The organism is Rhizobium sp. O111, from assembly GCF_055616315.1.
Genome location: NZ_JBSHXL010000001.1, coordinates 686166 through 706378, shown reverse-complemented (window position 1 = coordinate 706378; position 20213 = coordinate 686166). Strand labels below are relative to the sequence as shown.

The following is a 20213-nucleotide window of genomic DNA, read 5'->3' as shown; positions in this document are numbered from 1 at the left end:
AAAGGGAGAGAGACGCCATGGCATGGTCGGCAAGCCAATATGTGAAATTCGAGGATGAACGGACACGTCCGGCGCGTGATCTTCTGACGCAGGTGCCGATGGAGCGCATCGAGCGCGCCATAGACCTCGGCTGCGGCCCTGGCAACTCGACGGAGCTGATCATCGACCGCTACGGTGCCTCGGGCGTCAGCGGGCTCGACAGCGATCTCAACATGCTGGACGCCGCGCGCAAGCGCCTGCCCGGCACCGATTTCCTCGAGGCGGATCTCGCAACCTGGCAGCCGAAAGAGCCGGTCGATCTGCTCTTCGCCAACGCCGTCTTCCAATGGCTGCCCAATCATCTCGACATCTTCGACCGGCTGATGGATGGCCTGAAGCCGGGTGGCGCCCTTGCCGTGCAGATGCCCGACAACCTGACCGAGCCGACGCATATGCTGATGGAAGAGACCGCCCATGCCGGCCCCTGGAAGGCCGCCTTCGAGGCCAAAAGCGTGCGCCGCAACCCGCTGCCGGCGCCCTCCACCTATTACTCCCGCCTGATCGGCAAGGCCAAGCGCGTCGACATCTGGCACACCGCCTATAACCACCCGATGGCGGATGCGGCAGCGATCGTCGAATGGGTCAAGGGCACCGGTCTGCGCCCCTATCTCGACCATGCCGGCGATCAGCATCGCGAGGCGTTTCTGGCGGATTATCTCGGGCGGGTGGAGAAGGCTTATCCTGAGATGTCCGACGGGCGGGTGTTGCTGAGGTTTCCGCGGATATTCATGGTGGCGGTGAAGGGGTAGACGGGGCTAGGTGTCCGAGGCGACTTAGGCCGCGACATTTCAATGGGTTACCGACGATCGCCAACACTCCGACGTCATCCTCGGGCTCGTCCCGAGGATCTAAGCACGTCTCCACAAATTCAACGGCGCCGGTGCTTTCGACGACAGACCAAGCGATACCTGCACGCGTCCCGGTCGATCCATCCACGTCGAGCCCGTTGCTGCGTGATTAGATCCTCGGGACGAGCCCGAGGATGACGTCGCGAGGGTGGATATCTGCGTATTTCAATAGCTTACAACAAGCGACCCGGCCAACCCCCGTCATCCTCGCCTTACCTCACATATCAATGCCACACCCGCTTGGCACCCCATCCGCCCGCTCTATCTTCCCCCTCCCATATCAAGGAGATCATCATGGACGCAGCTCCCAGCCCGCCGGTCACGCTTGTCATCTTCGGGGCCACCGGAGACCTCACGCGGCGGCTGCTTGTTCCCGCGATCATCAACCTCACGCAGAGCGGGCTGACCGGCGAGGATCTCCGCATTCTCGGCGTCGGCATCGAGCCTGGTGACGATGCGATGCTGGTGGCGCGGCTTGATGATTTCCTGAAGACGCTCGATGATGGCGGGGCGCATGCTGAAAGCGATGGCTGGAAGAGCCTCAGCAGGCGGATCGCCTATACGTCCGGCGATTTCACCAAGGACGAAATCTATCTCGACATCAAGGCGCGGCTCAAGAAGGCGTCCAGCGGTAATGCTGCCTTCTATCTTGCCGTGCCACCGCAATTCTTCGGGACGATCGTCGAGAAGCTCGCCCAGCACGGGCTGACCCAGGAGACCGACAGCGCGTTTCGGCGGATCGCCATCGAAAAGCCGTTCGGGACCGATCTCGCCTCGGCCAAGGCGCTCAATGCGCGCATCCTCTCCAAGGTCTCGGAAAGCCAAGTTTACCGGCTCGATCACTTCCTCGGCAAGGAGACGGTGCAGAACATCCTGACCACCCGCTTCGCCAACATGATGATCGAGGCGCTGTGGAACAACAACTATATCGACCATGTGCAGATCACCGCCGCCGAGACGGTCGATGTCGGAAGCCGCGGCAAGTTCTACGATGCGACGGGCGCGCTGCGCGACATGGTGCCGAACCATCTGTTCCAGCTGCTGGCGATGATCGCCATGGAGGCGCCGAACGGGTTCGGCGCCGAGGCGATCCGCAGCGAAAAGAGCAAGGCGCTCAGCGCGCTCAGGATTTATACGCCCGAGGAAGCGGCCGAGCATGGGGTGCGCGGCGTCTATACCAGCGGCCCTCTCAACGGTAACCCGGTCACCGCCTTTCGTGAGACCAAGGACGTCTCGCCCGACACAAGGACGGAGACCTTCGTGGCGCTGAAGCTTTATGTCGATACGTGGCGCTGGGCGGGCGTGCCGTTCTATCTCCGGACCGGCAAGGCGATGAAGGCGCGCGATACGGAGATCGTGGTCACCTTCCGCCAGGTGCCCTTCGCGCAGTTTCGCGAGACCGACATCAAGCGCAGCCTGCCGCCGAACCGGCTGGTCATCCAGGTGCAGCCGGATGAAGGCTTGAGCGTCGAGCTCTCCATCAAGTCGCCGGGGCTTTCGGTCGATACCGTGCCTGTCTCGCTCGACTTCCGCTATGCCGACAAATTCGATATCGGCAAGATGACCGGCTACGAGTCCCTGCTCTACGATCTCTTCATCGGCGACCAGACGCTGTTTCAGCGCGCCGACGGCATCGAGGCGGGCTGGGCCGCCGTGCAGCCCTTCCTCGACCTCTGGGGCAAGAGCGACAACCAGCCGGAGCCCTACCTGCCGGGAAGCATGGGGCCGACCTGCGCCGACGAGCTGATCCGCAAGGATGGCCGGCAATGGCACGAGCTCGGCGTTATTCTACACAACCCAAAAAGCGCACATGAATAAAAATACACTCTTATGTTAGTATATCCGGAACAACCATGCTCACGCGCCGCCGTCCCGAAATAAACCCATAATATTTACGGGAAACGGCTCGCTTCGCCGCTGAAAGGCGGTACCAAGTACAAAAAAGGTAGAAGTTGACCGGTTACTTCCCCGGATCCAAGCTTTTACTGCTGACAGAGTTGCTTTTCCAGTGCGACAAAGAAGGCGGGGGCCCGCCACACCCCGGCGGGCCCTTCTGGACGCTTTAGTTGTTTTTTTGCTTATATCAGGCAAAAAAATCGAATTGTTAATGACCGATTAACATATTTACTTGCGCTCTTCAGCGGCCTTGCTAAATCTACCCTCTAATCTGGGGTATTGATGATGACGGATATTCAGTCTTCCAAGAATCGATCCAATTCAGACCAACGAATGGAGACCTGCCGGTCCGAATTCGAACCCATGCTCTTCGAACTTATCCGTGACGGAGAGAAGAGAGGGTGGAAAGCCGCCGAAATCGCCATGGCCCTCGCCGACGCGGCCGATGACGTCATCCTGAAGCTTGCCCGCGAGACAAAAAGCAAGCACTGACACCCCATCCGGCCGCCTGAACCAGGACCGCGTCAGGATAGATTTTCCGGGCCGAAACCCACTTTCGGCGAGCGGCGATAACACATACACTCACGACTGATTTGGCATTCATCACTGATTTGGCCTGTCGTGAGCCATCGTCCGATGTCTCCCAGCAAGCAGTGTGGTCGCGCAACGGCGGGAGACGATATTGCAGTGGTTTGCGGCAGCACTTCTGGCTTGCGGATGCGTCAACCTCGCCGAATTCCCCGACTTCCCGCCGGCGAAGGATTATGTTGCTACGACATCGTGCGATTTGAGCGCTGACCCGGCCGGATGCCGGGATACGCGTGCCGGGTGGGCGGTGACTTATGCGCGTGCTGTTGGCGGGGGTTATGAGAGCCAGAGGGCGGTCGCGTTGTGCCTCAGCACTGGGTGTGACAAGGCTATCGTCGAAGACCGGGTTTTGGGCTGCGCTTGGCGGCATGTGATCGTCGGCGCGAAGCATGCGACGACGGCGGAGAGTGATCGGGCGCAGGTGGAGCGGTTTTGCGGCGGGAGCGCGCTGGATGAGGCTGATCGGCAGACGGCGCGGGATCAGGCGGCTGTTTGGATGCAGTTGGTTGGGGTGACGCAGTAGGGTTTGCTGGCGGTCGAGTGGTGGCTGGCGTTGGAGTGCGCAGCCCCCTCATCCGACCCTTCGGGCCACCTTCTCCCCGCGGGGGAGAAGGGAAGAAGGAGCGAGCGGCCCGCCCCGAGTCTCTTCTCCCCAACGGGGAGAAGGTGCCGGCAGGCGGATGAGGGGGCTGCACGGCACGACGCTAACCTCACCATCCACATCACAGCAAAACGGGCGGAAAATCCGCCCGCTGCATCATCCATCATCCCAATCCGATCAAACGAACTGGCTGAGCCCCGGCACCGAAGCCACGACCTCGTCGACAACTTCCTTGCCGGCGTGCTGTTCGGCAATTGAAAGGGTTTCCTTGGCGAGGGAGGTGATCTCGCCCATGCCGAGGCCTTCCGACATCAGCTGCTGGCCGAGCGCCATGATGCCGCCGCCGCCCAGAGCGCCCATGATGCTGCCGAGAAGGCCGCCGCCGCCGGTTTCGCCGGCGCCGTTATATTGGGCGACCAGATCGGAAGCGCCCGGAATGGCTTCGATCATCCGGGCGACCGGGCCGTCGGCCGCTTCGCGCTGGAGAAAGCCAAGCATCATGCCGAGCGCCTTTTCGGCCACTTCGGCCGGAATGCCGACCCGTGCGGCTATCTGATCCACGATTTCATTCATCGTCATCCTCCTGGTTTTATTGACGTTAACGTCAACGTTAATCGAGTTTGAGTGGCAACTCAAGGCATCCGCGACGCGATCATCGCTTATCCAGTTTTCCTTTTAATGCAGACAGTTGTCGGCATTGCGGTCCCTGCTTATAACAGTCGAAGCATATTACAATGAACATGCGGATTATGCTCTCCGCATTTTGACGCAATCGGCGTCCGTCGCCGGCAGGGAGACCTTTCGCATGCTCGAGGATGGCAAGATCTACATCGGTACCAGCCGCAACCCTGATGACAGTATCAACACCCCCGAATATCTGGAACTCAAATACGGCAACCGCCACGGACTGGTGACCGGCGCCACCGGCACCGGCAAGACGGTGACGCTGCAGGTGCTGGCCGAAGGCTTTGCCAGGGCCGGCGTCCCGGTCTTCTGCGCCGATATCAAGGGCGATCTCTCCGGCATTGCCATGAAGGGCCAGCCCCAGGACTGGATGACCAAGCGGGCCGAGCAGATCGGTTTCGACGATTACGAGGCGGACCAGTTCCCGGTCATCTTCTGGGACCTGTTCGGCGAAAAGGGCCACCGGGTGCGCACCACCATCGCCGAGATGGGCCCTCTCCTGCTCGCCCGGCTGATGGATGCGTCGGAGCCGCAGGAAGGCGTGATCAACATCGCCTTCAAGATCGCCGACAAGGGCGGCCTGCCGCTGCTCGACCTCAAGGATTTTTCGGCGCTTCTCAACTACATGGGCGAGAACGCCACCGAGCTTTCCAGCCAGTACGGGCTGATCTCCAAGGCCTCCGTCGGCTCGATCCAGCGCGCGCTGCTGGTGCTCGAGCAACAGGGCGCCGAGCATTTCTTCGGCGAGCCGGCGCTGAAGATCACCGACATCATGCGCATAGACAATCGCGGCTACGGGAACATCTCGGTGCTCGCCGCCGACAAGCTGATGATGAACCCGCGTCTCTACGCGACCTTCCTCCTCTGGCTGCTGTCGGAGCTCTTCGAGGAGCTGCCCGAAGTGGGCGATCCGGAGAAGCCAAAGCTGGTATTCTTCTTCGATGAGGCGCATCTGCTCTTCAACGACGCGCCGAAGGTGCTGGTCGAGCGTGTCGAACAGGTGGTGCGCCTGATCCGCTCCAAGGGCGTCGGCGTCTATTTCGTCACGCAGAACCCGCTCGACGTGCCGGAGACGGTGCTGGCGCAGCTCGGCAACCGCGTGCAGCACGCGCTGCGCGCCTATACGCCGCGCGAGCAGAAGGCGGTGAAGACGGCGGCCGATACGTTCCGCCCCAACCTGGCCTTCGACTGCGCCACCGTGATCACCACGCTTGGAACCGGCGAGGCGCTGGTCTCGACGCTGGAGGCCAAGGGCGCGCCATCGATCGTCGAGCGCACGCTGGTGCGGCCGCCATCCGGCCGTGTCGGGCCGCTCACCGATGCAGAACGCCAGCAGGTGATGGACAAGAGCCCGGTGCTCGGCGTCTACGACGAGGATGTCGACCGCGAATCCGCCTTCGAGATCCTGGCGGCGCGGGCGCAGAAGGCATCGGATTCCGATGCCGCCAAGCAGGCGCAGCCGACACAGCCGACCGAGGGAAGCGCCTCCGGCCGCTGGACGCTGCCGGGCTTTGGCGACGACGACAAGGACGAGAAGCCGGCGCAGGGCCGCCCCCGCTCCGGCGGCTACCAGCGCGAGACGGTGGTGGAAGCGGCGATGAAGAGCGTGGCGCGTACCGTGGCGACCCAGGTCGGGCGGGCGCTGGTGCGCGGCATTCTCGGCAGCCTGAAACGGTGACCCCTCAACTCTTTTCGGAAGCGACCGCGTGACGTTGATTTGGAGAGAGTTGAACCCCGCAGAAAAGCAGATCATCCAGCGTCTGGCGCGATACGCCGCGCGCGGCGAGGTGCCGCCAGCCTGGGACTGCGACCACTACCGCGCTGCCGAGATCGACGCATCCGGCTCGCTGCGCCTTCGCCTGCGTGACAGGACCGATTGGCCCGCCGACCTGCCGGCGCATCCCGTCGCGTCGGGCTATTTCGACGACAAGGAGGTCGCCGATCCCTACGGGCCGCTTGTCGACATCATCCTGTTTTCGGCCGCGGGCGTGCTTTCGGAATTGCAGATCTACCGCAGCGATGGCGGCGTAATCCTGAAGGCGATAGAGGCCGACGCGATCTTCCTGATCACGGTGCACGAGCATCACGGTTGAATTTTCGCGGCCGCAATGCTATCGCTGGGATACTTGAGAAAGGAGGGTTGCGCGTGACGATACATTTCCGATTCAATCGCCAGCGTGGCCCCGTCAACGCCCTGCAAATGCGTTTGCAGGGCTGACCAGAGACCGTTTCTCGACACCCTCTTCCTGGTCCGCCCCTCGTGGCACTGCAGCCGTGAGCCTATGCTCGCCTGCATGTTTCTATCCCCCGAGCTTGAGCACACGCGCGCGATGAAGGCTGATGCCCGCGACGCGCCTGTGCCTGCTCGCAAGACCAGAGCAAGATCATGACGACAATCCATATCCGCAATCTCGGCATCACCCTTGGCAAGCCGCTGTTTTCCAACCTCACGCTTGCGATCGGCGCCGGCGACCGCATCGGCCTTGTCGCCGCAAACGGGCGCGGCAAGTCCACGCTGCTGCGCTGCCTGTCCGGCGCGATAGAGCCGAGCGAGGGCGACGTCACGCGCTCGCGCGGGCTCACCATCGGCCATGTCGAACAGGACGTGCCGCCTGCCCTTCTTCCTCTGCCGTTGCATGAGGCGGTGCTGAAGGCGCTGCCGGAGGACCAGCAGCTCAACGAGAGCTGGCGGGTCGACATGGTGCTTGCCGGCCTCGATGTGCCCGACGAGATGCGCGAGCGACCGGTGGGGCAGCTCAGCGGCGGCTGGCAGCGGCTGGCGATGCTGGCGCGAGTCTCGGTGACCGAGCCCGACGTGCTTCTGCTCGACGAGCCGACCAACCATCTCGACCTCGGCAAGATCGCCCGGCTTGAGGACTGGCTGAGCGCGCTGCCGCGCGACATGCCCGTCATCATCTCCAGCCACGACCGCGCCTTTCTCGACGCCACGACGAACCGGACGCTGTTTCTGAGGCCGGAACAATCGGCGCTGTTTTCGCTGCCCTATTCGCAAGCGCGGGCAGCGCTCGACGACAGCGACGCGGCCGACGAGCGGCGCTACCAGCGTGACATGAAGGCGGCGGAAAAGCTGCGCCAGCAGGCCGCCAAGCTCAACAATATCGGCATCAACTCCGGCAGCGACCTGCTTGTCGTCAAGACCAAGCAGCTGAAGCAGCGGGCGGAAAAGCTGGAGGACGCGGCGAAACCCGCGCATCTGGAGCGCTCCTCGGGCGCGATCCGGCTTGCCAACCGCGGCACCCACGCCAAGGTGCTGGTGACGCTCGAGGATGCGATCGTGGCGCGGCCGGATGGCACGCCGCTCTTCAAGACCGGCAAGCAATTCATCTGCCAGGACGACCGCATCGTTCTCCTCGGCGCCAATGGCATGGGCAAGAGCCGGATGGTGACGATGCTGCGGCGGGCGATCCTGGAGATGGAGGGCGCCGTCGAGGGCATCAAGGCGACGCCGTCGCTGGTGCTCGGATATGGCGATCAGGCGCTGAACGAGCTGATCGACGAGGAAACGCCGATGCGGATGATCCTCAGGCGCTTCGATGTCGGCGACGCGAGAGCCCGCGCGCTGCTTGCCGGCGCCGGGATGACGATCGAGATGCAGGGCAAGCCTATCGGCAGGCTCTCGGGCGGGCAGAAGGCACGATTGGGGATGCTGGCGCTGCGGCTGACCAACCCAAACTTCTACCTGCTGGACGAACCGACCAACCATCTCGACATCGAGGGCCAGGAGGCGCTGGAGAGCGAGTTGATGGCGCAGCAGGCAAGCTGCCTGCTGGTCTCGCACGATCGCGACTTCATCCGCAACGTCGGCAACCGCTTCTGGCTGATCGACGGCAAGAGGCTGGTGGAGGTGGAGAGCCCGGAAGGATTCTTCGCCGCTGCCGCGACGGCTGCCTGATCGGGCGGCCGTCGGTTTAGGTCATAGCGAGGCTGGCGGCGGAATTCGATCTCCGCCGCCCGGCCAGCAACGTTGCTCGATCGCGATCAGCCCTGCCGAAGCGCTGCCAGCTGTGCCTGCGCATTGGCGGAGCGCGCGGCGGCCATGAGTTCCTTGGTGACCACGCGCTTGCCAACGGGAAACAGCGAGATGCCCGCAAGCTTGAAGTCCTGGAGGCCGAGCGGAATGCCGATGATCGTCACGAACATCAAGCAGCCGTGCAGCACATGAGAGATTGCCAGGATGACGCCGAATGGCAGCCAGATGATGTTTGCGATCAATCGAAATAGTGTCAGCCCGGCGCTGCTTTTGCCGGTAAGTTCGGCATGCGATACGACATCCCGTCCGAAGGGCCAAAGGCTAAGCAAGCCGATCTCCCAGCAGGCGCGCGCCCACGGCAAGCCGATGATTGAAATAGTCATCAGTGCGGCGGCGAACCACCACATCAGTGCCAATGCCCATCCGCCAAGTATGAACCATAGAAAATTCGCGCCAGTACGCATGATGAAATCCCCTCATATCTATAAGACGAGATGAGCAATACATCGCGCCGCCGTCAATCTGTGCGCGAAGAATTTACATCTACAATTCACGCAAAGTTTGTCCCGTCGCAGGCGAAGGCGAAGTGCTATCCGCGTCAGGAAATGTTTGCTCGCTTCAGAACGAAGCCGGTGCGGCGGCGAGCACGTTGAGCTTGCCGCCTGATATGGCGTAGAGGCTCAAGCGGCGCTCGACCTGGCCCGATGGCGACAGGCGGAAGAGGCCGGTGACGCCGCGGAAGCCGACCTTGCTGGTCAGCGTCTCGGCGTTGAGGCCCGTCGGGCCCTTGGTGCGGATGATGCCGGAGGCGATGGCGATGGCGTCATAGCCATAGGCGGCATCGGCCGAGAGCGGGCGCTTGTAGTGGCGCTGGTAGCGCTCCGAGATCAGCGAGGTGGCCTCGGGCTCGACCATGGCGATCAGCGTGCCGTTGGCGGTCGGCTCGCGGTAGGTCTGCGGCGGCCAGGCGCTGGTGCCGATGAAATTGAGATTGCTCTGGCCGCCGGCCTTGATGGCCCCTTCGATGGTGGTGGTGATCGCCGTGCGGCCGAGGATGAGCACCGTATCGGCCTGCTGCAGCTGCGGCTTGGCCGTCCCAACGGCGGCAGCGGCCGCTGCGTCCGTCAGGTCATATCTGACGATACCAAGAAAGGTGCCGCCCGAGGCGCGGATGGCGTCCGCCAGCCTGAGATCGGCAGTTTGCGGGAGATCCCGCTGTGCGAACACGACGACCTTCTTGTGGCCGCTGGCAGCGGCTGTGCGCAGGCCCTCCAGCGCGCTGTCGGTCTCGCTCGATGCGAGATTGTAGACATTGCCGGATGTTGCCGGCACGGGCTGGCCGAGATTGAGGAGCGGCGGGCGCTGGTCGGACGGCATGGCGGCGACGGCGGCCGTGGTCGCCGGTGGCAGGTAGCTGATAAGGATCGAGGAGTTTCTGGACTTGGCGGCGGCCACCGCAGCAGGTGCTGCGGCGGGGCTTGCGACGTCGATCACCTTGACGAAGGCCTGGTTGGAGCCGAGTTCGCCGATGCCGAGGGCTGCGGCATCACGGACATCGCGGGACGGGCCTTCGAAGAGCCCGTTCGAGCCCTTCTGCATCAGCAGAGTGATCTCGGCACCGTTTTCGCCGAAGCTTTCCTCGACGTCGCTCGACGGCGGCTTGATGTCGTTGGTCTTGACGTTCCTGGCGATGCCATCGACGTCGGACTGGCAGGCGGCAAGTGCGCCGCAGGAAAGGACGACGGAGAGAAGCAGGAGCGATCGTGCGGCTTTCGCCCCCTTGCGGGCTGCGCGAAGGACGCCGCGTAAACCATGCGCGCCACGCGCCTCATCCCTACCCTGCACTGTCACTGCTTCCCCCAAACCCTAATCAGGCCGTCTATAGCGGCCATTTCGCGGCCTCATATCTGCATAGGCATCTGGCGAAAGCAAACCCTTCCCCCAAACTTGGTTGACGGAAAAGCTAAAATTTTCAGCTTTTTTGAGCGGATAACTTCGTTCTAAGTTATCCACGCTTCCAAACCCGATATTTATGGCTGATCGGTACATTTCTCCCAACAAGTGGAGAAATTAAGTCCCGTGACCAAAAGAACAAAAACAAACAAAATCGCTTTTATCGCACTTCTTTCGGCATTTTCTTCTTTTTCTTACAATCATGCATCGGCTTCTGTTCTTTATAATACAGAAGCTTACGGCGCATCTTACTCCAGCTATATTTCGGCAAGCATCGCCGAGCAGGCGGCAAGCGCCGTCAGCGTCGGCGGCATGGCGCGCCTCGTCACGCTCGCCGGACGCGGTCTCGCGCAGGCTTTCGGCTCGATCGATCTCGCGGCCCTGAAGACGCCGGCGCCGGTTGCGGCCGCCGCATTCAGCCCCGAGACCACCGCATCCGTGAAGCCGGCAACCCGCCCCTCGATCGCCGCGCGTCCTGATGATGGCGGCGTGTTCGGATCGGTCGCGATCCCCTTCAAGCGCCTGGCAGCCCTGAAGCGGCTGGCGCCTTCGCTGGACGAAATGACCAGCGGCACCGCCATTTCCTGCGGCGCGGGCAAGTGCACTGAGGCGGTCACCGCGGTCAAGGTCGCTTTCACCAAGACCTCGCAGGCATCGCTGCGCGACAAGATGAACGCGATCAACACCACGATCAACCACACGATCCGCTATGCCCGCGACATCGATACCTACAAGGTCGCCGATTACTGGGCGACGCCTTCCGAGACGCTGAAGCGCCAGCAGGGCGATTGCGAGGATTTCGCGATCCTGAAGATGGCGGCACTCAATGCCGAAGGCGTCGATCTGAAGGACATGGCGGTCGTCGTGCTGTTCGACCAGAAGCGCCATTTCTACCACGCCGTTCTCTCGGTCTCGGCCGGCGGCAACCACTATATTCTCGACAACATGCGCGACGAGGTTCTCGCCGACAGCCGCCTGCCCGACTACATGCCGCTCTATTCGATCGCCGGCGGCAAGGGCTACCTGCACGGCTCGCGCGTTGGCGGCAGCCAGATGGCATCTGCCATGCCGATCGAAAAGGTCGCGCCTGGCGAAGGTGTTGCCTTCTGATTGGAAGGCAATGGCGAGGGCCGGGGCTGGCCTCCTCTCGCATCCCGCTTCGATACCGAGGCGAAATGGAGCCGCCGGCGCTGCATTGCCGGCGGCTTTTTCATGTCGGCCCCCTGACTTAGCCGAGATATTTGTCGAGTTCGCCGAGGATCGAGGTCCAGCCCTGGATATGGCCGTCGCGGGCGCCTTCGCTGCGGAACTTCACCTGCTTCAGCGTCAGCTCGGTGGTTTCCGCGTCGATCTCCTTCAAGTCGATGGTGACGACGCTGTCATCCAGCGAATGCGGGGATTCCCAGGTGAAGGACAGGCGCGAATAGGGATCGACTTCGAGATAGGTGCCGGAATGCGGGATCTCGCGCTCCGGTGTGACCATCACGATCATGAACCGACCGCCCTTGACCGGATCGGTGGTGACATCTCGGGCGTCGAAATTGCCCGCCGGCGTCTTCATGAATTTGGCCAGCGCTGTTGGCGAGAGCCAGGCGTTGAAAATCTTCTCGCGCGAGGCGGCGATCTTGCGGCTTACCGTCAGTTCAAGTTCGGACATGACTTCACTCCTTTGAAACGAGTAACTCTTCCAACGCCGTAAGGCGCAGCTCCCATATCGACTTCAGTTGCGCGAACCAGTCTTCCGTCAGTTTCAGCGGTTCAAGCTCCGCTGCAATGAAATGCTCGCGGCCCAAAGTACGCCGGGTGACCAGCCCCGCCTCCTCCAGAACCTTGATGTGCTTGGAGACGGAATTCAGGGACATGTCGAAATGAGCAGCGAGCCCCGTCACCCTGAGAGGCCCCTCTTGCACGAGGAGCGTCAGGATCTGCCGCCGCGTGGTATCCCCCGCGGCCTTCAATATCCGTGACAGTGCGTCTTCATCCATTTCATTCACCCATGTGGTTGAATATATCCATATCCGAGCGATAGTCAACCACATGGGTGAATATCTTTACAGAGGTGAAACGCGCCCTCCCCTGAAACTTTTGAGAAACGGCCGGATTTTGTGTACGTTACGCAAGTTACGGAAAATGGAGACCAACATGCCGCGCGTCTCTGCTTCGGAATTTCAGAAGAATTTTGGCGAGTGGCACGACAAGGTCCAACAGGCACCGGTCGAGATCACCAAATACGGCAGGCCGACCGCCTATCTCGTCTCGGCGGAGATGTTTCATCAGCTTTGGGATCGTTTCAGGGTTTCGCTTCCCGTGGGCGCGCTTTCGGAAAGCGAAGTGCACCTGATCATGCAGGCGCGCGTGGAGATCGACACGCCTTACAATCTGGATGACATTAGGTAGGCTAGCCGAAGTAGGTGTAAATAGCGATCTGTTCCTGCGGCAGCACAATAAGCTGCGCTTCGCTTTTTGTGGTGAAGTAGCCCTCGGCCCCCTTGCCGCCTTCGGTGATCTTCCGGATCAAGTCGTTGGCGACGCCCGCGCACGAAAGGGAGCCGGCAACGGCACCATCACCGAACCAGCCTTCCGGTGCCGGGGTTGCCTGCCAAGCCGCGTATGCATAGTAGCGACCCTTGGCACTATTGGCATCATAGCCTCGCGCCTGCCGCGCATCTTGGAAAAATGCCAACCCCTGTTGGCGGATTTTCGCGATGGTTTCCGGGGACAGCCGGAAGACGACTGCGCCGCATCCTTCGCGGCGTATCGGAACGACCATGTCGAACCAGCTTGCATCGCTTCCCAAAACCAGAATGTCAGTTGTTCCAAGCGCTTCGGGCAACGCGTTCTGATAGAAAGACGCCTTGCCCGGCACGCATGCGGCTAAGGTCGCTGCGACCACGGCGGCGGTCGATACCCATCGAAAAGCACGAAGAATCATCTGGCCCCTTCTGATATTCGCGGAAACAAGATCTGCATATCACTCCTCTCGCAGCAATTATTTAGTGTATTTCCGCAAGGCGCCCACAGATGAATGACGCCGCCATTTAAGCAGGAATTGCCATGATGCCATATCACTCTACATAGCTCTTCCTGCGCGTTTGGAGGAGCGACACCATGGATCAGTTTACCGGAGGATGCCTCTGCGGCCGCGTTCGTTTGACTGCATCCGGTGCGCCCTATCGGGTCGGCATCTGTCATTGCATGGATTGCCGCAAGCATCATGGAGCGCTGTTTCATGCGTCTGCGATCTTTCCCGAGGATGCGGTGCGGGTCGAAGGCGAGACGGGGGAGTATAATGGGCGGTTCTTTTGTCCGCGCTGTGGGTCGCCGGTGTTTGGGCGAAGCGGTGATGAGGTCGAGGTCAATCTTGGATCGCTTGATCAGAAGGACCAGTTTCAGCCGACGTATGAGCTGTGGACCATCCGCCGCGAGGGGTGGCTACCGGCATTTCCGTTGAGGCACCGGTACGAGCGCGACCGGGATGCGGCGGGGCGTTTCGAGGATTGATGTGGATCAGTAGCGGGAGATGTAGCCGATCAGCATCGACTTCTCGTGCGTCGGCGCCAAAGCCAGGTTGATCTGGCCCTTCATGGTCTGTGTGCCGACGGTGATCGTGAAGCCTGTCGCGAGCGTCTTGCCCTTGTTGCGCGACAGGGTGGCGATGGCTTCCTCGATCTGGGTGTCGATCGAGAAACGCAGGCTCTTGGTCAGTTGCGCGAGATCGCCGAGCGGCAGGCGCTGGCGCAGCATCGACAGGAAGGCGTCGTTGAAGAGCTGTACCTTCTTCTCATGCGTCAAAAGGATCGCCGGCGACGGCGAGGCCTGGATGATGGCGTTGACATTGGCGAGCGAGGAGATGTCCTCGACCGTATCCAGCCGGCGCAACGCCCATTTGAGGCTGAGGACGCGCAGCAGCGAGGCGAGATTGCCGGATTCCGGCATCTGCGAGGCGGTATAGTGCACGAGATCGGCGGTCGACATCTTGCCGGAGGCCGACATGCGGCTGAGGCCGTCCCAATAGATGCGTTCCAGCCGGATGCCGCGACGCTCGCCGCCACGACCCGCGACAGCCCGGAAACGCGGCTCGATCTCTTCGGCGTCGATCGCCGGCAGCTGCTCGTCTGATGGTTCGAGATCGGTTGCGTCCTGAATTCCGGGCTTGACGATCAGCATGGTCAGCGCTCCGTCAGCGCTTCGGTGCGCGCCTTGTTGATCGGCTTCATGAGATAGCTGAGCACGGTCTTGCTGCCGGTCATGATCTCGACCGAGGCGACCATGCCCGGGATGATCGGATAGGTCTTGCCGTCGCGCGCGAGCTCCGACTTGTCGGTCTTAACCTGCACGAGATAGTAGGTCTCGCCCTTTTCCTTCTCCACCAGACTGTCGGCCGAGATGTTTTCGACGATGCCTTCGAGGCCCCCGAAGATCGAGAAGTCGTAAGCCGTGATCTTGACGATGGCCGGCTGGCCACGGCGGATGAAGGCGACGTCGCGCGGCGAGATCTTGGCTTCGACGAGCAGCGTATCGGCCGTCGGAACGATGCCGGCGATGACGCGGCCGGGATCGACATAGGCGCCGATCGTGTTGACCTCGAGCGTGTTGACGATGCCATCAACAGGCGAGCGGATATCGGTGCGCTTGACGCGATCGGATGCGCCACGCACGGTTTCGTCGACGACCGAGAGCTCGGCCAGCGCCTGCGCCTTGTCCGTCAGCGCCTGCTGGCGCAGTTCGAGCGCGAGATCGCCGAGCTGCAGTTTTGCTTCCTGCACGGCGGCCTGAAGGCGATCGAGGCTTTCCTGGTAGACCTTGAGCTGGCCCTGCTGATCGGTGAGATCGCGCTCGGTCTTCAGCACTTCGGTTTCGGCGACCAGCTTCTTCTTGGCGAGCGGGCTGATCAGGTCATACTGGCGCTGGGCGCCGTCGATATTCTGCGTCAGGCGGTCGATATTGGCGTGCGCCTCGCTGAGTTCGTTTTCGCGCTGGCGGACGCGCTCTTTCAGCACGCCGAGCTTGTTGGTATAGCTGGCGCGATCGGCGGCGAAGAGCTGGGCTTCGTTGGCGCAGACTTCCTTGGCGACGGCCAGAATATCCTCAGGGCAATTATAGGGCTCGTCGTACTTGCCCTCTTCCTCTAGCTTCAGGCGCGCCACCTTGGCGCCGAGCGCGCGGGCCTTGGCGACCGATTCACCGAGCGTAGAGGTGGTGGTGGTGTTGTCGAGCTGGACCAGGAGCTGGCCCTTGCGCACGACCTGGCCGAGAACGACGGCGATCTGCTGGACGACGCCGGGTTCCGACGATTGGATGATCTGCGTCTTCGAGACGGGAATGACCTTGCCTTCGCCGCGGGCGATCTCGTTGATCTTGGCGATCGCCGCCCAGGCGACGAAGCTGGCGATGACGAGCGCCACGAGGCCGAGAATGGCGCGGGCGAGAAAGGGCGGGTTGTCGTGCTTGTTCTTCATGACAGCTTAACCCCCGGAACGATCGGCGTCACGTTCGCGGCAGCCGCCGGGCCGACAGGCGCGCCGGATGCAACCGAGGCTACCGGGATCGGATGGGCGTGGGCGGGAGCAGCGGTTGCCACCTGCGCGACCGGCATGGCGGCGGAGCCTGCGGGGGCCGGCGCGACTGAGGTGACCGGGGCGACGGACATGGCGACCGGCGTGACCGGAGCCTGCCTTGCGACCGGCACAGCCTGCGGGGCCACGGCCGGAGCCGGCGCGCCGGGCTTGCGCTGCATGGCTTCGATGACGGCCTGCTTCGGACCATCGGCAATGATGCGGCCCTTGTCGATGACGATCAGGCGGTCGACGAGATCCAGCATGCTGTAGCGATGGGTGGCGATGATCAGCGTCGTCTTGCGGTCGAAGGCCTTGGAGAGGCGGGCGATCAGGTTGCGTTCGGTCGCGAGATCCATGGCGCCCGAGGGCTCGTCGAGGAAGACGACCTTGGGGCGTGTGAGGAGCAGACGGGCGATGGTGAGCGCCTGCTTCTGGCCGCTCGACAGATTGCTGCCGCGCTCTCCAACAGGCATGTCGAAGCCGCGCGGATGGGTACCGACGAACTCGTCGACGCCAGTCATGCGGGCGACTTCGAGCAGGTCCTCATCGGTGGCGTCGGCGCGGCCGAGCAGAAGGTTTTCCTTCACCGTTCCCGAGAACAGATCGGAGGACTGGCCGGCGACGGCGACGTTGGCGCGCACTTCGGCCATGTGATACTGGCGGATATCCACACCATCGATCAACACGCGGCCGCCTGACGGCGCGAACAGGCCATCCAGCAGACGTCCCAGCGTCGTCTTGCCGGAGCCGATGCGGCCGATGATGCCGATGCGCTCGCCGGGATTGACGTTGAAAGACAGCTTGTTGATGACGGGATAATCCGAACCCGGATACTGGAACGAGACATCCTGGAAAGAAAAGGCGCCGCGGGTGATCTCGCGATTGACGAAACCGACCGTCGAGGGGCGGTCGTCGGGCTGTTACATGATCTTGTCGAGGATGCGCAGCGACATGGTGGCCTGGCGGAAGCGTGCCAGCGTCATGGCGATCTGGCCGAGCGGCGCACCGGCGCGGCTGGCCAGCATGACGGTCGCGACGATCGCGCCCATGGCGATGCGGCCTTCGGAGAACTCATAGGTGCCGGCGATGACGATCAGGACGCTCACCATCTGCTGCACGAACATGGTCATGTTGATGGCGTTGGTGGAGACGTGCTTGATCTCTTCGCTGGTGCGGCTGGAATATTTCGTCAGTTCCTGCCAGCGGCGCAGCATGGTGGCTTCGGCGCGCAGGCTCTTCAGCGTCTCGATCGTCGAGATGGTTTCGACCAAGAGCGACTGACGGCGCGAGGCTTCGTTGGCGGCGGTCGCCATGCGCTTGCCGATCGCGGCCTGGGCGTAGAGACCGATCACGACCGAGAGCACGAAGGCGACGGCGGGGATGACGACCAGCCAGCCGGAGATGAGATAGATGACGGCAAGGAAGATGAAGACGAAGAGGCTGTCGATGATGACGCCGATCGTGTTCGAGGTGAAGAATTCACGGACGAACTCATATTGCGTGACGCGGTTGGCATATTCGCCTGTCGACATCGGGCGCGAGGCCAGCGTCGAGTTCAACACCTTGTCGAACAGCATCTGCGACAGGCGCAGATCGGCCTTGCGACCGGCATAATCGATCAGCGAGGAGCGCGCGGTCTTCAGCAGGAAATCAAAGAGATAGGCAAGCGTGATGCCGGCGGCGAGAACCCAGAGCGTCGGGATCGCCTTGTTGGGCAGAACGCGGTCATAGACGTTCATCGTAAACAGCGGCGAGCCGAGCGCGATCAGATTGATGAAGAGTGCGGCCACCATGACGCGGACATAGGTGCGCCAGTAAGGCGCCAGCGTCGTTGCCAGCCAATGGCGCTTTTCGATCTCGACGGCATTGCCGACCAGCGCCTCTTCCGAAGCGTTCTGATAATAGAGCGTGAAGGCGAAAGCCGTCTCAGGCTTCAGCGCGATCAGGTCCTCGCGCGACAGGCGCGAGGAAACGCCGGCGACCGGGACGATGTCGGTGATGTAGGAGCCGTCTTCGGCCATCTCCAGCAGCGGGAGCACGCCGCCATCGGCAAAGGCAACGATGGCGGGACAATCGAAATTGCCCAGCCGGCAATCGCGCTCCGGATGCTTGATGACCTGAAGGCCGATGCGCTCGGCCATCTGCTCGACATCATCGCCCTCAAGCGATTCGGTGATCTCATCCGGAAGGCCGGAGAAGAGCACCGTATCGGAGCTTGGTCGACCATAGAACGCTGCCACGGACTTGAACGCGGCCTTGAATGTTTGAAGCGGCATGCTGCCGTTCGTCTCAGATGCAACGTTCCGCATGTTCTATGGTCACCTGACTACTACTGCTGCCGGATCGGCGCCAGCAGGTCCATAGGCATGCCAGCCTTCTGATGAGAGTCGACTTCGGCATATCCGGGATTCTGAGCGGCCGCTGGAACAGCGAACTCTTCTCGTGCGTAAGGCTTGGCCTGATCCAGCGGCTTCAGCTTCATGGTCTGAAGCAGATTGCCGGATGCGGCGAGGATCTTGTATTCCGCAAACAGCGAGGCAACGCGGGCCGTATCAGCCAGCACCTTGGTGTTGAAGCGGGTGTTCTGCGCATCGAGCACGTCGAGCAGCGAGCGCTGGCCGACCTTGAACTGCTCGCGGTAGGAACCGACCAGCTGGTTGTTGATCGACGACTGCTTGGCAAGAATGCCCGACAGCTCGCCGCGGCTGACGCGTTCGTTCCAGGCGGAGCTGACCGATTCCTTCACCTCGCGCTGGACCTGGGCAAGCGCATAGCGCTCTTCGCCGGCGCGGCGGATCTGCTCCTGCTCACGGGCGACATCGATGCCGCCGCGATAAAGGTTCCAGCGGGCGACGACGCGCACCTGGTAATCGTTGGTATTGCCTTCGTCGCCGTCGATGTCGTTACCAACGCGGGCCGTACCCTCGAGATTGACCTTCGGCAGGTAATTGGCGCGCGCGCCACGAACACCTGCATCGGCCGCGTCAACATCGGCGTTGGCGGAGAAGATGCGCGGGCTGTTCTTGTTGGCGACGAACAGTGCATCGTCGAGCGTCTTCGGGATATACTTGGCGACCGACGGCGGGGTCTGGGCATTGACGATCGGCTGGCCGACGGCCTTCATGAAGCGGATCTTCGTTGCTTCCAGCTCTTCGAGCGCTTCGCGCATGCGGGCCTTGGCGGCCTGCAGACGTTCGCTGCCCTGAAGACGGTCGGCATCGGTCAGCGCGCCGCCCTTGATGCTTTCATTGATATCGCCGACCATCGCCGTGTGGAAGGAGACGTTTTCCTTCGCGGCGGCAACGATCTGGTTTTGCAGCATATATTCCAGGTAATCCTGGGTTACTTCGAGCGCCAGCGCTTCGGAGCGCTCGAGGACCCGAAAGGAGGCGCCATCGACGCGCGAGGCCTGCTGATCGACCTGCGACTTGCGCGCGCCGCCATCAAACAGCGTCTGCGTGACCGTCACGCCGACATCGCCGGGCGACAGGTAATCATGGTCGGAGCTCAGCGTGCCCGTGGTCGAATTCGACAACCGGCGGCGGCCGATGCCGCTCTCCAGATCAACCGACGGCAAGTATAACCCGCGCGCCTGACGAAGCTCAAACTCGATTGCTTCTTTGTCTTTTGCAGCCTGAAGTATCTGCGGATTGGTTTTCATCGTCGTTTCGATGGCTTGCTGCAAAGACATCGCATTGGCGTCGACGAAAAACGAGAAATTCAGAGCAACAGTGGCAGACAATGCTGCAATAATGCTTTTGGTTTTAAACAAGACGGATGCCCCTCAACATCTAAATTCACCGAGTGAACCCGTATACCGAACGCTTTCATTCGGCAAACAAGTAACACCTATTTTTCCACATTCCAATTCCGGTACAGGTCTTTCCTGCGGAGACGGTTAATTCCCTAGTATCAAGCGCTAAAGCTAGAATTTTACAGGGTTTTTTAACGCCAACTTTTCCCGTCCGTGTTTATCTGCCGTTACTTCCACAGGGACCTGCCCCGCGATGAAATTCCGTCAGCGTTACCAATCCGCAACAAACCTTTCCGCACTC

The 20213-nt window shown here is 61.8% G+C and carries 19 protein-coding genes and 2 pseudogenes; 10 read left to right on the top strand and 11 right to left on the bottom strand.

Annotated elements, in window-relative coordinates:
• Nucleotides 1–17: 17 nt before the first annotated feature.
• The 4 genes from tam (at nt 18) to ACVTFQ_RS03495 (ending at nt 3894) form a co-directional block, all read left to right on the top strand.
• Nucleotides 18–788, top strand: a complete 771-nt coding sequence (tam, locus tag ACVTFQ_RS03510; RefSeq protein WP_111564435.1) for a trans-aconitate 2-methyltransferase — start codon at nt 18–20, stop codon at nt 786–788.
• 393 nt (nt 789–1181) lie between these two features.
• Nucleotides 1182–2705 carry a glucose-6-phosphate dehydrogenase gene (gene zwf / locus ACVTFQ_RS03505; protein WP_111564434.1) on the top strand — a complete coding sequence of 508 codons (1524 nt, stop codon included), beginning with the start codon at nt 1182–1184 and terminating at the stop codon, nt 2703–2705.
• Between the two features lie 441 nt (nt 2706–3146).
• Nucleotides 3147–3275: a hypothetical protein gene (locus tag ACVTFQ_RS03500; RefSeq protein WP_018896989.1), complete on the top strand. Its 129-nt coding sequence runs from the start codon at nt 3147–3149 to the stop codon at nt 3273–3275.
• A gap of 190 nt (nt 3276–3465) precedes the next feature.
• Complete coding sequence (locus ACVTFQ_RS03495) at nt 3466–3894, top strand: hypothetical protein (RefSeq protein ID WP_111564433.1); 429 nt, start codon at nt 3466–3468, stop codon at nt 3892–3894.
• A gap of 255 nt (nt 3895–4149) precedes the next feature.
• Here ACVTFQ_RS03495 and ACVTFQ_RS03490 read toward each other — a convergent pair whose 3' ends face one another.
• Entirely contained in the window at nt 4150–4545 is a 396-nt protein-coding gene (locus ACVTFQ_RS03490; RefSeq protein ID WP_111564431.1) for a hypothetical protein, read from the bottom strand.
• A gap of 232 nt (nt 4546–4777) precedes the next feature.
• On the opposite strand from ACVTFQ_RS03490, the gene ACVTFQ_RS03485 reads away from it, so the two are divergent.
• The 3 genes from ACVTFQ_RS03485 to ACVTFQ_RS03475 all read left to right on the top strand — a co-directional run bounded on the left by ACVTFQ_RS03485 (nt 4778) and on the right by ACVTFQ_RS03475 (nt 8569).
• Entirely contained in the window at nt 4778–6334 is a 1557-nt protein-coding gene (locus ACVTFQ_RS03485; protein ID WP_112437442.1) for a helicase HerA-like C-terminal domain-containing protein, read from the top strand.
• Between the two features lie 28 nt (nt 6335–6362).
• Nucleotides 6363–6749, top strand: coding sequence for a hypothetical protein (locus ACVTFQ_RS03480; RefSeq protein ID WP_146618541.1), 387 nt, complete (start codon nt 6363–6365; stop codon nt 6747–6749).
• Nucleotides 6750–7042: 293 nt separating this feature from the next.
• Complete coding sequence (locus ACVTFQ_RS03475) at nt 7043–8569, top strand: ABC-F family ATP-binding cassette domain-containing protein (protein WP_111564427.1); 1527 nt, start codon at nt 7043–7045, stop codon at nt 8567–8569.
• Nucleotides 8570–8655: 86 nt separating this feature from the next.
• Here the strand turns inward: ACVTFQ_RS03475 and ACVTFQ_RS03470 are convergent, their stop codons facing one another.
• From ACVTFQ_RS03470 to ACVTFQ_RS03460, 3 genes and pseudogenes are all read right to left on the bottom strand, one after another.
• The gene (locus ACVTFQ_RS03470; RefSeq protein WP_409527939.1) at nt 8656–8976 is read right to left on the bottom strand and encodes a YccF domain-containing protein; all 321 of its coding nucleotides are present in this window, start codon (nt 8974–8976) and stop codon (nt 8656–8658) included.
• Nucleotides 8962–9087 (bottom strand): annotated as a pseudogene (locus tag ACVTFQ_RS03465) (YccF domain-containing protein); the annotation flags it as partial. The gene ACVTFQ_RS03470 and the pseudogene ACVTFQ_RS03465, both read right to left, overlap by 15 nt.
• A gap of 178 nt (nt 9088–9265) precedes the next feature.
• Nucleotides 9266–10498 carry an ABC transporter substrate-binding protein gene (locus tag ACVTFQ_RS03460; protein WP_111564425.1) on the bottom strand — a complete coding sequence of 411 codons (1233 nt, stop codon included), beginning with the start codon at nt 10496–10498 and terminating at the stop codon, nt 9266–9268.
• Between the two features lie 414 nt (nt 10499–10912).
• Here ACVTFQ_RS03460 and ACVTFQ_RS03455 point away from each other — a divergent pair, with 414 nt between their 5' ends.
• Nucleotides 10913–11710: a transglutaminase-like cysteine peptidase gene (locus tag ACVTFQ_RS03455; RefSeq protein ID WP_313760622.1), complete on the top strand. Its 798-nt coding sequence runs from the start codon at nt 10913–10915 to the stop codon at nt 11708–11710.
• Between the two features lie 118 nt (nt 11711–11828).
• Here the strand turns inward: ACVTFQ_RS03455 and ACVTFQ_RS03450 are convergent, their stop codons facing one another.
• Complete coding sequence (locus ACVTFQ_RS03450; RefSeq protein ID WP_111564423.1) at nt 11829–12257, bottom strand: SRPBCC family protein; 429 nt, start codon at nt 12255–12257, stop codon at nt 11829–11831.
• A gap of 4 nt (nt 12258–12261) precedes the next feature.
• Entirely contained in the window at nt 12262–12585 is a 324-nt protein-coding gene (locus ACVTFQ_RS03445; protein WP_026283089.1) for an ArsR/SmtB family transcription factor, read from the bottom strand.
• Between the two features lie 157 nt (nt 12586–12742).
• On the opposite strand from ACVTFQ_RS03445, the gene ACVTFQ_RS03440 reads away from it, so the two are divergent.
• On the top strand, nt 12743–12997 hold the full coding sequence (locus ACVTFQ_RS03440; RefSeq protein ID WP_111564422.1) for a type II toxin-antitoxin system Phd/YefM family antitoxin: 255 nt from the start codon (nt 12743–12745) through the stop codon (nt 12995–12997).
• Between the two features lies 1 nt (nt 12998).
• Here the strand turns inward: ACVTFQ_RS03440 and ACVTFQ_RS03435 are convergent, their stop codons facing one another.
• Nucleotides 12999–13532 carry a hypothetical protein gene (locus ACVTFQ_RS03435; RefSeq protein ID WP_111564421.1) on the bottom strand — a complete coding sequence of 178 codons (534 nt, stop codon included), beginning with the start codon at nt 13530–13532 and terminating at the stop codon, nt 12999–13001.
• 176 nt (nt 13533–13708) lie between these two features.
• Between ACVTFQ_RS03435 and ACVTFQ_RS03430 the strand changes: the two genes are divergently transcribed.
• The gene (locus tag ACVTFQ_RS03430; RefSeq protein ID WP_111564420.1) at nt 13709–14101 is read left to right on the top strand and encodes a GFA family protein; all 393 of its coding nucleotides are present in this window, start codon (nt 13709–13711) and stop codon (nt 14099–14101) included.
• Between the two features lie 6 nt (nt 14102–14107).
• Here the strand turns inward: ACVTFQ_RS03430 and ACVTFQ_RS03425 are convergent, their stop codons facing one another.
• The 4 genes and pseudogenes from ACVTFQ_RS03425 to ACVTFQ_RS03410 all read right to left on the bottom strand — a co-directional run bounded on the left by ACVTFQ_RS03425 (nt 14108) and on the right by ACVTFQ_RS03410 (nt 19849).
• Entirely contained in the window at nt 14108–14767 is a 660-nt protein-coding gene (locus ACVTFQ_RS03425) for a ribbon-helix-helix domain-containing protein (RefSeq protein ID WP_111564419.1), read from the bottom strand.
• A 2-nt stretch (nt 14768–14769) separates the two neighbouring features.
• Nucleotides 14770–16059, bottom strand: coding sequence for an HlyD family type I secretion periplasmic adaptor subunit (locus ACVTFQ_RS03420; RefSeq protein ID WP_111564418.1), 1290 nt, complete (start codon nt 16057–16059; stop codon nt 14770–14772).
• A pseudogene (locus tag ACVTFQ_RS03415) lies at nt 16056–18467 on the bottom strand (type I secretion system permease/ATPase). The gene ACVTFQ_RS03420 and the pseudogene ACVTFQ_RS03415 overlap by 4 nt, the downstream one beginning before the upstream one ends.
• Before the next feature lie 20 nt (nt 18468–18487).
• The gene (locus tag ACVTFQ_RS03410) at nt 18488–19849 is read right to left on the bottom strand and encodes a TolC family outer membrane protein (protein ID WP_047508392.1); all 1362 of its coding nucleotides are present in this window, start codon (nt 19847–19849) and stop codon (nt 18488–18490) included.
• Nucleotides 19850–20213 lie beyond the last annotated feature (364 nt).